A 12,604-nucleotide genomic window follows, 5' to 3' on the forward strand; every position below is an offset into this window, starting at 1 on the left:
GCGTGAAGGCCGGGCTTGCACTGGTAGACATCACCCCACCCGTCGGGACACGGCTCTCCGGGTTTGCGGGGCGGCCCGTGCCAGGCTTTGTCAGCACGGGCGTCCGAGATACTCTACGGGCAACGGCACTCTGGCTCGAAGGTGTACTGATTGTCGGTCTGGACACCATCGGGTTCACTCCCCGTGACGATAGAGCGCTGCGTCGGCGGCTCGCCAAAGCTGTTGGCTGTGCACCTGAGGCGGTGCTCATCGCCTGTAGCCACACGCACTCTGGCCCGGCGACCATGACGATCCGAGCGACGGGCGACAAAGAAGTCGGCTGGACACAGGAGCTTTTCCGGCGCTTGGAAGCAGCGGCGCGGGAAGCAAAAGCCACTGCGGAGCCACTCACGGGGGCATTGCTTGGCTCGATGGGCTGCGATGCGGCGATCAACCGGCGCAAGCCCGACGGCCCCCGCGATGAGCGCGTGCGTACTCTCCAGATTCACACCAAGCGTGGCCCCTTGGTCACACTAGTGCACTTCGCCTGCCATCCTGTCGCTCTAGGTAATCAGAACACGCTTCTGTCCGCCGACTGGGTGGCGAGCCTACGCGAGCACGCCGAACCCGCGCTGGGCTGCCCAACCCTTTTTTTGCAAGGCTGCTGCGGTGACATCAACCCGCGCTTTGGCACCAGTCGGGGCGAGGGCGAGGCGCAGCGTGTTGGCAAAGAAATCGCGGAGGCGGTGCTGGAAGCCGTCCAGCAGAGTAAAGCCCTCGCGCTGACCACACCCACGGCCACGCACTACCGCGCGCACTTGCCGCTGAACCCGTACCCGGACGAGCCCATGCTGGCTGCTATCGAGAGTGAGTCTCGGGCAAAGCTCGCCGCGCTGGGGCGCTCGGATATTGATCAGGCGTCCCTGGAGTGGATCGCCGCCGTGCGCCGCAAGCCCGCCCGTAATTTCGCTGTCGCCACCGTCTCGCGCCTCACACTCGGCCCACTCACCCTGATCGGTCTGCCCGGCGAGATCTTCACCGAGATCGGGCAAGCGCTCGATTCCGAAGGCTGGCCGGTCGGGTTTGCCAACGGTAACTTGGGCTATCTGTATCCCGACTCCGCCCTCGACGAAGGCGGCTACGAAGTCACGCTCGCCTACAAACTCTACGACCAGCAGCAGGCTGGCCGCGGCACGGCACGGGCGCTTATTCGCGCTTCTACAAAAACATAGACTGTCGCTAGGCGGGTATACTGTGCCCAGGTATCTCATGGTGAGCACGCCGGAAGTGGGGGCGGTGCCTCTATGATAACCGGGCTGGTGGCTCGCGATGCGTTCGGCGCTCCGCTCTTGGGTAGGTCATGTAATTTTGCCTGTTGTCGCTCTGGGAGGCCCGATAGAGTGACGGGGCGTTTCCTATGCAGCTCCCCGCCGAAACCAGCAACAGGCAAAATTATATGACCGGAAACTACAGGGATATTTACGCGGAGCTGTACTAGCGCTGCCAGGTTGTTGCGCCCAGCGTGCCTAGGGTGTCGCCGACGGCGACTAGGCCAAAGCGTATGGGGTACTTGCCGAGTGTGCCGACCATCCCGACGATGCCTAGGGAGAGTTTCTTGCCTTCCCACTGCGCTGAGGCGGTGATCGCATTGTTCAGGAGTGGGAGAGCTGCGCCAACCAGAAAGCGTGGGGCACGCTCGCCGCTGACTTTTGCCACGCCCACATACCCGGAAAACGTCACGGCCCCCATGTCCGAGAGTGTTCGGCCTGCTGTGGCGTAGAATGCGGAGCCCTTGCCACCGATACTATTCTCGTAAATGCCGATATTCAGCGAGGGCGACTCCACGGACTCGGAGGTGAGGGTGTAGTTGGCATTGGGCCGGAGTGTCCCCTGTTTTCGTAGGTGCGAGAGCCCGACGGAAAGCTTTTCCGTCACCCCGTAGCGGAGCACGGTTTCTGTCTTGCCGACAATCGCGGAGTTGGAGAGAGTGGAGAGAAAGAACTGGCTCTTAGCGAGAATGGCCGCCTGACTACTGGCCGGCCCGATACCGGCTCGCTGCGCTGCCCAACCCGCCGATGGAGAGAGGGGGCCACCCGGTGCACTCTGCGCCCAGGCACCACTGGCCGCGAAAAGCGCGGCAACACAAAAAGTAAATCTTATCTGCATGGCTGAATCATAGCAGAAAACCGTTATAATTGCTGTCATGAACCGTACTCGCCTGACGTTTTCTCTTGCTCTTTCTTTTGGGATGCTCGCCGTGGCCTACGGACAGGAAAACCTTCCTGCTCGTGTGAATGGGGGCGCGACAATCAACCAGCTCCAGCCTCGTGCTGTTGCAGCGGCACAAGCCGGCAAGCGCCCACTGAAGCACTACGACTACGAGCTCTGGAAAAGTATTCAGTCACAACAGCTCGCGCGCGATGGGAAATGGGTAGCCTATGTAATTGCCCCCGCCGAGGGCGACGGGACACTTTTTACTCGAAGCACGGAGGGGGCGACGGAGTACAAGATTCCGCGAGGGCGCACTCCCCAGCTCACTCCCGATAGCCGTTTTGTGGTTTTTACAGTCGCGCCGCTGTTCGCGGAGAGTGAGAAGGCGCGTAAGGACAAGAAACCCGCTTTGCCCTCGGCGCTGGGGATTCTGGATCTGACGACCGGGAAGACGGAGACAATTGAGAAAGTTCGTCGCTTCACACTGGCAAGTGAGGGGAGCCGCTGGCTGGCATATCAATTGGAGCGTGTGCCAGCCAGCCCTACGCCCAGCCCGCGCCCCGCGGGTGGAGCAGGAGCGGTGGCGCAACCGGGACCGAGTCAGCCTGTTGGCGCGGAACTGACGCTACGGGATTTAACAATGGGGCAGGGGGTGACCATTGCCGATGTCACGGATTTTGTTTGGAATAAGAGCGGTGCACGACTCGCGTATGTAGTGGACAGTAAGGACGATGCCAAAGACGGTCTCTTTGTGCGGGAGCTAGACAAAGACAAAGACGGGGATACCACTGTGAGCGCGGGGCCGTCGGATATTCGGAGCCTTTCCTGGGACGATGCCGGGGAACAGCTCGTTTTTGTACGAACACCCAAAGCGGCTACCGGAGCGCAGGCTGCCCGTGTGAGTACCCTCTGGCACTGGAAAGTGGGTGAGGACAAGCCCAAGGAGTGGGTGACGGAGAAGACTCCGGGCGTCCCTACAGGCTGGCAACTCGCAGAGGTGGGACAGGTGCGCTTCTCCAAAGACGGGAGCCACCTTAGCATGGCACTTGCACCCAAGCCCGCTCCCAAACCAAAAGACCCCGTGGATTCCATCAATGTTGATATCTGGACCACGGGCGATGGGCTGCTCCAGACAGTGCAAAAGCTGCGTGGCACGGTCAAGCCCTCCTACCCCGCACGTCTGAGCCTCAAGAGCGGCAAGCTCATAGTGCTCTCCGGCCTGGATCAACCCACGGTGCTGGTGGGCGACGCGACCAAGCGCTGGGCACTGGCGCGCGATGCCAAGCCCTACCAGCAGCTTACGTCCTGGGATCAGAGCTATGACGATATCTACTTAATGGATATTGAGACGGGGGAGAAGAAGCGGGTGCTGACCAAGCAAGGGGCAGCGGCGCTTCTCTCGCCGAGCGAGAAGTATCTGCTCTGGTGGGATCAAGCGCAGCGCACCTGGCTGTGCCGCGAGGCTAGCGGCGAGAAAGTGGTGAACCTCGGGGCCAAGATTCCTCACCCGCTCTGGAACGAGGACGATGACCATCCCGCCCCGCCGCCGACCTATGGCTCCGCAGGCTGGACAGAGGGCGATAAGTCCGTGCTGTTTTATGATAAGTTCGATCTTTGGGAGGTGAACCCGGAAAATGGCGATGCGCGGCAGGTAACCGGGGGACGAAAGGCGGGGCTGACGTTCCGGTTGAGCCGCCTGGGCTTCGACCCCGAGAAGCCGACCATTCCCACCAACAAACCCCTTCTTTTTACTGTCACGGATCAGACCTCTAAGGCCGAGGGCTACTGGCGTGCCGCATCGCTCCGGGAGGGACGTCCTACCCAAATCGTCATGGACGACTGCTCCTTTGGGCCGCCGGTCAAGGCCCGCGATGCTGAGACGGTGCTCTTTACCCGCGAGCGCTTCGATGTTTTTCCCGATCTGTGGCTCGCTCCGAGTATTTCCAAACTCACGGAAGCGGTCAAGATTACCGACGCGAACCCGCAGCAGAAAGACTTTATCTGGGGAAAGAGTGAGCTGATGGAGTACACGACGGGCGATGGGCAGAAGCTCCCCGCGGTGCTCACGCTGCCGGATAACTTCGATCCTAATAAGAAGTACCCCCTGATGGTCTATATCTACGAGCGGATGGCCGATCAGCTCCATAACTACGTCCGGCCTGGTGGTGGGACAAGCATCAATGTGAGCCGCTACGTGAGCAATGGCTATATTGTCCTACGCCCGGACATCACCTACCGAACCGGCTACCCCGGCGAGTCAGCGCTGAAGTGCGTGATCCCGGCGGTTCAGGAAGTGCTCCGACGCGGCTACATAGATGCGCAGCGCATCGGGATTCAGGGGCATAGCTGGGGGGCCTACGAGATCACGTATCTCATTACCCGCAGCAATCTCTTCCGCGCCGTCGAGGCGGGGGCTGCTGTTTCGGACATGGTGAGTGCCTACGGAGGGATTCGCTACGAGTCTGGGATGAGCCGCGCGTTTCAGTACGAGCGCACCCAGAGCCGCATCGGTGGCCCACCGTGGACTGATCCGCTCAAGTACATCGAGAACTCTCCCATATTCTGGGTAGACAAAGTGCAGACGCCGTATCTCTCGATCCACAACGACGCCGACGGCGCGGTGCCGTGGACGCAGGGCATCGAGTTTTTCTCGGCAATGCGCCGCCTTGGTAAAGAGGCGTTTATGTTCAACTACAACGGCGAGGGGCATGGCCTGACCAACCGCGACAACATGAAGCACTGGACCGTGCACATGGCCGAGTTCTTCGACCACTACTTGCTCAATACGGCTCGCCCCGAGTGGATGCAAAAAGGCGTCCCCTACACCGAGCGCGGCGTCCGTGACCTGCGCGCGTTCTACACCCGTCCGGAAGAAAAGAAAGAAATTCAATGAACTACCCACTAACCGTCTCGTTTAAGCTCCTGGCACTGCTCAGCCAGCTCACTGTCACGGATGCATCGGGCGCGACGGTGTGTTACCTCAAGCGCAAGTTTTCCTGGAAGGAGAAGATTACGATTTTCTCGGACTCCGGGCAGACCCAGCCGCTCTACTATATTGAGTCGCACAAGGCTATCGCCGTCTCACCCGTCTACACCTTTACCAACGCTTCGGGTGCGGAACTGGGAACCGTGACCTGTAACGGCTGGAAGTCTCTCTGGAATATTGACTATCAGATTCGGCCCGTGGGAATGGAAAATGCGACTCTTCAGATAGACGAAGAAAATCCCTGGATCAAGGTGATTGACGGCGTGTTGGGCGAGATTCCGATTCTCGGATTGGCGACCTCGTTTCTTTTTCACCCCGCCTATCTCGTCAAGCGCGGCGACACGAAAGTGCTGCGTCTGGTGAAGAAACCCTCGCTCTTTGAGAGCAAGTTTGCACTGGAAAAGCACGGGGATCTGTCCACCGACGAGGAGACGCTCGCACTACTCGGGCTCATGGTCATGGTCCTGGCGGCACGTAATCGCGGGTAGATAGCAACGAGTCCAAGTGTCCCTGCTGTGAGGCTTTATGGACCGCGGATGCACCTTCCGGAAGCAGGCGGTATACTGATCTCCAACCTATGCACTTCTTCTCCCGTTGTGGCGGTATCGCCCAGATTATCCAGCGCTCCTGAGCAACACACGGTTCGGGGCGAGCGATGGTGCTTGCCCCAGGGTTCGGCGAACCGTGGCGATTTTGCTTTCAGGGGCGCTGTTGCTTTGTCTCGCTGCCGACCCGCGCACTCTCTCCAAAATTTAGATCACTATGGACTACTCAAAAACGCTGAACTTGCCGCAGACGGACTTTCCGATGCGCGCCGATCTGCCCGCCCGCGAGCCGCTTTTCCAGGCACGCTGGAAGGAGCAGGATCTCTACCGAAAATCGCTGGACAAACCCGCCCCAAAGGGCATGTTTCTTCTCCACGACGGTCCGCCGTACTCCAACGGCAACTTGCACTTGGGCCACGCGCTCAATAAGACGCTCAAAGACATCGTCACGCGCTACAAGACCATGTCGGGCTTCCAGTCGCCGTATGTGCCTGGCTGGGACAACCACGGGCTGCCTATCGAGGTGCAGGTAGTCAAAGAGTTCCGAGAGAAGAAAGAAGCCTGGACACCAGACACGCTGCGTGCCCGCTGCCGCACCTACGCTGCCGAGTGGGTGGCGGTGCAAAAAACGCAGTTCCAGCGCCTGGGAATCCGGGGCGACTGGGACAACCCGTACCTGACAATGGCTCCCGCGTTTGAGGCTAAGATCGTCGAGACCTTTCTGGCGATGGCGTGTAAGGGTTTTGTGTACCGTGGACTGAAGCCGGTTCTTTGGGATATCGCCAACGAGACAGCGCTCGCCAACACCGAGGCCGAGTACAAAGACCACGTGAGCCCGGCGATCTATGTGGCTTTTGAGAGCGTGAATGAGCCCGGCTTGCGCGCCGTGATCTGGACCACGACGCCTTGGACCATCCCAGCCAACTTAGCCCTGGCATTTCACCCGGACTTTGACTATGTGGTTGTTCAGACCGAGAGAGCTGGAAAGCTCGTGCTGCTTGCCGAGCTACTCGAAGCCACGGCGACAGCGTGTGATTTAGGGGCCGTCACGGTACTCGAAACGCGAAAAGGCGCGCACTTTGAGGGCATGCGTTTCCGTCACCCGCTGCCCGAGCTAGACCGTGACTCCGTGGGCGTGCTGGCAACCTACGTGACCACGGACACGGGTACGGGCATTGTTCATACGGCGCCGGGGCACGGTGCCGACGACTACCTGACGGGGATGAAGTACGGTCTACAGATCCTCTCGCCACTCGACGGACGGGGCCGCTATACCAGCGAGGCGGGGCCATTTGAAGGCATGAGCACCGACGAGGCAAACAAAGCTATCCCGGAGCGATTGGCCGAGCTCGGGGCCCTTCTGGGGAGCTACAGCTTCACGCACTCCTACCCGCACTCACCGCGTGCGCCCTACAAACCGCTGCTTTTTCGCGCCACGGTTCAGTGGTTCGTCTCCGTGGAGCACAACGGACTGCGGCAAAAAGCGCTGGAGGGTATCAAAAACGTCGCCTGGTATCCCGCGCAGTCGGAGAACCGCATCACCGCTGCCGTCGCTGGGCGGCCTGACTGGACCGTCTCACGCCAGCGCCACTGGGGCGTTCCTATCGCCCTGTTCTATGCCAACGGCGAGCCGGTCATGGAGGAAGTCGCGTTCGATGCCGCCGTCGCCGTGATCCGCCAGAGTGGTGTCGAGGCGTGGTACGCCGCCGCGCCCGAGGATATCTTGCCCACTGGGTTTAGCTATAAGGGGGTCGCTGCTCAAGACTTCGAGAAAGAAAAAGACGTGCTGGATGTCTGGTTCGACTCGGGCAGCACCAGCTTTGCTGTACTGGACTCGGGGGTATGGCCCGACCTGCGCTGGCCCGCCGATCTGTATCTGGAGGGAAGTGACCAGCACCGGGGCTGGTTCAATAGCTCACTTCTGATCGCCACCGCGCTACGCGGCGTCCCGCCGTACAAGGCCGTGGTCACCAATGGCTTCACGGTGGACGAGCTGGGCTACAAGATGAGCAAGTCCAAGGGCAACACCGTGGACCCGCTCGGTGTGGTGGAGCGCTACGGCGCGGATGTCTTGCGTCTCTGGGTGGGTAGCATCGAGTACACCGAGGACACCAAGCTGGGCGATACTATCTTAAAGCAGCTCGCCGATAGCTACCGCAAATTGCGCAACACCCTGCGCTTCTTGCTCGGAAATCTCGCGGACTTCAACCCCAATACTGATGGGGTGGAGCACGCCAAACTCGATCCGTTAGACGCCTGGATTCTCTCCAAGCTCTCCGGCGTGGTAGGGGAAGTCACGGCGGCCTACGAGGAGTACGCATTCTACAAAGCCACCCAAGCACTGATCGGCTTCTGTAACACGGAACTCTCGGGGTTTTACTTAGATGTGCTTAAAGATCGGCTCTACACGTCGCTGCCCGAGGACCCCAAGCGCCGCTCCTCACAGACCGCGATGTTGGAAATCACCGCCGCGCTGATCCGAATGCTCGCGCCGGTTCTGGTGCACACGGCAGAGGAAGCCTGGGATTTTCTTCCCTCCTGGGACGGAAAAGCCGAGAGTGTGCATCTGGCGGACTGGCCTGTGGCAGGGGAGCCCGATACGGCTCTGGAAGCCCGTTTCGAGGCACTATTGACAGTTCGCGATGCCTTTAATCTTCAGATGGAGCCCTTTCGTCAGGCGCTCGCGGCGGCGCGCAACGCCAAGGAATCCACGGTGGGGCTGATCTCTAAACCGGAGGAAGCCCAGGCCACTATCACCGTGACGCCAGAGCTGGCAAGTGCCATCGGGGACGGGATCTTGGAGCTTCTGGCTCAGGCTCTGGTCGTGCCCAAGCTCACGGTTACGACGGGAGAGACGCTCTTGGTCACCGTCGCACCGGCACCAGGAACCAAGTGTGCCCGGTCGTGGTTTGTGCGCGAGGATGTCGGGAGTGACTCAGCGTACCCCGAAATCTCTGCGAGTCAGGCCGCTGTGGTCCGTGAATTGGTGCGGCGTGGTGCGATCAGCGGGGATTAAAATCCCTCGCGACGTATTGCTAGGAACCGGCCTCTAGCTCCGCTCTAAACTGCTCGGCGTAGAGCCTAGCATAGATTCCGCCAAGCTCTAAAAGTTCGGAGTGGCTGCCGATCTCCTTGATCTCGCCTAGCTCCATCACGACAATCTTATCGGCTTTGACAATTGTCGAGAGGCGGTGAGCAATCACAAAGCTCGTGCGGCCTTGCATCAGGCGATCCAGTGCTTCTTGAATGAGCGCCTCGGTCTCGGAGTCCAGTGAGCTGGTGGCCTCGTCGAGCACTAAGATGCGCGGGTCGGCTAAAAGAGCGCGGGCAATGGCGAGGCGCTGCTTCTCCCCAACGGAGAGCTTGACGCCGTCTTCCCCGATCTTGGTATCGTAGCCCAGCGGACACGCCTCGATCACTTGCGTGAGATTTGCGGCCTCCACGGCGGCGGCTAGTTCTTCATCGGTGGCGTCTAGCTTGCCGTATCGTAGATTTTCGCGGATCGTGGTGTGAAAGAGAATGCTCTCTTGCAGCACCACCCCAATTTGTTTTCGCAGGGAGGTGAGCTCGATCTCTCGGACATCGTGGCCGTCTATGGTGATGCTGCCCTTGATCACATCGTAGTGGCGCGAGAGCAGGCTGATCATGGTGGTCTTGCCGCTACCGCTTCCGCCCACAAAGGCGATCATTTGTCCGGGCTCGACCGTGAGATCAATGCCCTTGAGAACAAACTGCTCGGGTTCGTAGGAAAACCAGACACTCCCGTAGACCACGCGCCCCGAGATTTTGGGAAGCGGTGGTGCTTGCAGATCGTTCTTGACCACGGGCTCGGTGTCTAGTAGGTCGAAAATACGGCGCAAGCTGGCCTGGGCGCGGGCAAGCTGGTCGTTGAGCTGGATCAGGCGCACGGTCGGGGCGTAGAGATAGGCCGTCACCAGCACCAGAAACGCCACAAGGTCCCCCTGGCGTAGCTCGCCATTGATCACTGCCTGGCCTCCGACACAGAGCACGGTCGCTGTCCCGATAGCGGTGATGAACTCCGCACGGGCAAAGAGCAGTGTCCCCATGTTGCTCTGTCGGATATTGAGGTTTAAGTTGTCGCGGTTCAGGTGGGTGTAGCTGCGTACCTCGGAGCGCTCCTGAGCATAGGATTTCACCACCTGAATCCCCGCCAACTTCTCCTGCAAGTCCGAGAGAATCACTCCGCGAAGCTCGCTGATCTTGCTAGCGTTTTCCTTGAGCACCGTGCGGGAGAAGACATAGTTCAAGATATAGATGGGGTAGACCGCGAGGGCGAGAAGTGCGAGGCGTGGGTTCTGCATAAAGATCAGGATCAAAACACCAATTAGAGTGACCGAGTCCTGGATGATAGTGACAAACGCTCCCGTAATTAGCCCGTTGACCTGCCCCACATCATTGACCAGCGTGGCGACGATCTTCCCGGTCTGGGACTTCTCAAAAAATCCCTGAGAGAGCTCCTGAAGATGTGTGTAGAGCCGGACGCGCATGTCGAGCAGAAAGCGCTGGCCCATCGCCTGAATGGTCACGCCCATCACGTAGCTCATCAACCCCGCCGCGAGCGAGACGAGCAGCAGCAAAATAAAGGCCCCCGTGAGGCTGGAAAACGGTCCGGGTAGGTGAAATGGTTGGGGCTTACGTGGGTCGAGAAAGTTGAATATCTGCTTGATCAGCCCAGGTGTTTGGAGGGAGAGTAGTGCCGAGATCAGAGTCAGAAACGCGATCCACGCCTGTGTGGCCCGGTACTTTCCCAGCTCCCGAATGAATCGCCCTATCTGCCCCATGGTGCGTTTAGTCTACCACAGGACGCTCCCCTGAATTCGACAGCTCCCGTTCAGGGGAGCGCTCAATCAAAGTCCAGCGTTCGGGCTTTCTCGAAGCTCTCCTCATCTTTGTAGCCGCGCGTGGGGAGGGGAGTGTTGCGCACTTTCGGCACGCTGGAGTAATCTGCCCAGGGGTTTGCGGCGACAAAGTCCTCGTAGCGGGTGAACATCTCCACGAAGATCGGGCTGCCGGTAAAGCTCAGAGGTGAGGCCGGGCCGGTGAACATGAAGGGGTACTGCTTGCGGCTCTGCGGGTCCACAAACGAGCGGTAGAGCGAGAGTGCCTCTGGGTCGCCGACCAGCTCGTTTAAGTTCGCCAGCTCACTGCCCATAGTCAGGCCGTAGCCAAACGCACAGAGCCGGAGCTGCCCGATAATCTCGCGGTGGAGGCTGGCAAGGGTCTGCGTGATAAATAAATACCCGAGGCCATACTTTCGGGTGGTGCGCACCGCGTCCACAAATTCCGTAGTGAGCTTGGACATCTCCGTGGTGTCCGACGAGCGCGTAAAGTTCCGTACAAACCGATGGGCCTCATCCAGCGCCACTAAGCAGTTGAGCTGCTTGCCCTGTGCAAACGCCTCGCCGCCCTCGCGGTTGAGCGTGCTGGCGATCTCTTTCAAGAGCAAGGCTTTTATTTCGTCATCGTCCTTGAACTCCGTGCCCTCGCCCGAGATGTCCAGAAACACAAAGGGCTGTGTGTCGGTCTCCGCCGTGTTGATCATCGAGGCAACGACTTGCGTCAGCGGCGTGCGCTCGTTGCCTTTGGAGTCAATTTTCTGGAACATATCCAGCGCCGTCGTCCAGCGCTTCTGGCAGTCGGTGAACTCCTCGTCGTCGCTGAGAATCTGCCGTAGGCGCTCGGCGAGCTGCTCACGGCGCTCTTTTCCTGTGTAGATGCGCTCCAGCGATTTCTCGTCGGTGACCCAGCTCGTCAGCGTGTCCTTGAGTAAGTTCCCCGGCGCGGCATCGAGCTTCGCCCCGGCTGCCGTCAGTGCCTTGCGTACGTGGTTGTACAAAACCTCTATCGCGATCTCGGCGTTATCGGCGTTCTTGATGCCGAGGAACTGATAGAACTTTGCTTTGGCGAGTAGCTCGCAGAACTGAAGCGCGTTGTCTCCCAGCCGCAGTCCGGTCGCCATTTTATAGACTTTGACATCGCGGCCCTGGGCAAAGAGTGCGCGGTGTAGGTCAAAAGGCAGCCCCCAGCCGCTGGAGAACTGGCCCTGCGGGTCAATAAACAAAACACCCATCTCGCGCTGCCGGGCGTAGCAGAGCAGCAAGTAGGCCGCGAGACCGCTCTTACCCGAGCCGGTCTTGCCAAAGACGCCAATGTGATACGCCTCCCCGACCCCGCCCGCGCCCTTGCCAAAGTGCCGCAGGTGCTGGGGCATCTTGACCTGCGTCCCAAAGACTTTCCCGAGATACACGATCTCTTTCTGGTGCTTCTCTAATAAAATCGAGAGAACCTCATCGCGCACGGCGTAGACGGCCTTACCCGTGCTGGGCGAGGTGCCGAGCATGTCTTCACTGGCAAACTCCTCGCCTTTTTCGTTCTCATCAATGAGAAACGCGGCCTGCACGCTGATCGTCGCCGTGCGCACATCGGCGCGCCCCGAGAGGTTTTGCAGCTCGCCCTGCCGCTTGATGATCCCGCGAAAGGCCATGTCCTCGTGCCAGCGGTTTTTGGTCTCCACCCGGCTGATCTGCCCCAGCACCGCCATCTGCTGGCCGCTGTTTCCCAGCGGCACCACCAGATAGACCATCTGCCCCCGAATCCGGGAGTTCTCCGCGCTCTCCAGAATATCAATGGTGATCTGGTTGGTGTCCGACGGTGACCCGACCACGCCAATCGGAACCGCCTGATTCTCTTCTTGAAGAACCTCTATCACCCGCCCACGCTCTTTCCGCATGGGCACAGTGTACCGCCGATTGAAATCGGCGCTGATGAATCTCGGACGGGTACATTCCCCGGAGCTTGCTCCGCGTCCGCATAGAATGCTTTACAATGCTCCGTGAGTCAATATATCCATAAAAGCCATAAC

General features: G+C 59.7%; 7 protein-coding genes. 4 read left to right on the plus strand and 3 right to left on the minus strand.

What is annotated here, in order from left to right; genetic code table 11:
- Window positions 1-2: 2 nt before the first annotated feature.
- Window positions 3-1,211 carry a hypothetical protein gene (locus ACH2ED_RS16760; RefSeq protein WP_395093580.1) on the plus strand — a complete coding sequence of 403 codons (1,209 nt, stop codon included), beginning with the start codon at window positions 3-5 and terminating at the stop codon, window positions 1,209-1,211.
- Between the two features lie 262 nt (window positions 1,212-1,473).
- Here the strand turns inward: ACH2ED_RS16760 and ACH2ED_RS16765 are convergent, their stop codons facing one another.
- Window positions 1,474-2,145: a hypothetical protein gene (locus tag ACH2ED_RS16765; protein WP_395093582.1), complete on the minus strand. Its 672-nt coding sequence runs from the start codon at window positions 2,143-2,145 to the stop codon at window positions 1,474-1,476.
- A gap of 37 nt (window positions 2,146-2,182) precedes the next feature.
- On the opposite strand from ACH2ED_RS16765, the gene ACH2ED_RS16770 reads away from it, so the two are divergent.
- From ACH2ED_RS16770 to ileS, 3 genes are all read left to right on the plus strand, one after another.
- Window positions 2,183-5,083 (plus strand): prolyl oligopeptidase family serine peptidase, encoded by a 2,901-nt coding sequence (locus tag ACH2ED_RS16770; RefSeq protein WP_395093585.1) that lies wholly within the window; start codon window positions 2,183-2,185, stop codon window positions 5,081-5,083.
- Window positions 5,080-5,664: a hypothetical protein gene (locus tag ACH2ED_RS16775; protein ID WP_395093588.1), complete on the plus strand. Its 585-nt coding sequence runs from the start codon at window positions 5,080-5,082 to the stop codon at window positions 5,662-5,664. The genes ACH2ED_RS16770 and ACH2ED_RS16775 overlap by 4 nt, the downstream gene beginning before the upstream one ends.
- Before the next feature lie 274 nt (window positions 5,665-5,938).
- Window positions 5,939-8,737, plus strand: coding sequence for an isoleucine--tRNA ligase (gene ileS, locus ACH2ED_RS16780; RefSeq protein ID WP_395093590.1), 2,799 nt, complete (start codon window positions 5,939-5,941; stop codon window positions 8,735-8,737).
- 19 nt (window positions 8,738-8,756) lie between these two features.
- On the opposite strand, the gene ACH2ED_RS16785 is transcribed toward ileS, so the two are convergent.
- Together ACH2ED_RS16785 and ACH2ED_RS16790 are read right to left on the minus strand one after the other, a co-directional pair.
- The gene (locus ACH2ED_RS16785) at window positions 8,757-10,523 is read right to left on the minus strand and encodes an ABC transporter ATP-binding protein (RefSeq protein ID WP_395093593.1); all 1,767 of its coding nucleotides are present in this window, start codon (window positions 10,521-10,523) and stop codon (window positions 8,757-8,759) included.
- Window positions 10,524-10,585: 62 nt separating this feature from the next.
- Window positions 10,586-12,472: an ATP-binding protein gene (locus ACH2ED_RS16790; RefSeq protein ID WP_395093595.1), complete on the minus strand. Its 1,887-nt coding sequence runs from the start codon at window positions 12,470-12,472 to the stop codon at window positions 10,586-10,588.
- Window positions 12,473-12,604 lie beyond the last annotated feature (132 nt).

This window comes from Armatimonas sp., assembly GCF_043757465.1.
GTDB lineage: Bacteria > Armatimonadota > Armatimonadia > Armatimonadales > Armatimonadaceae > Armatimonas.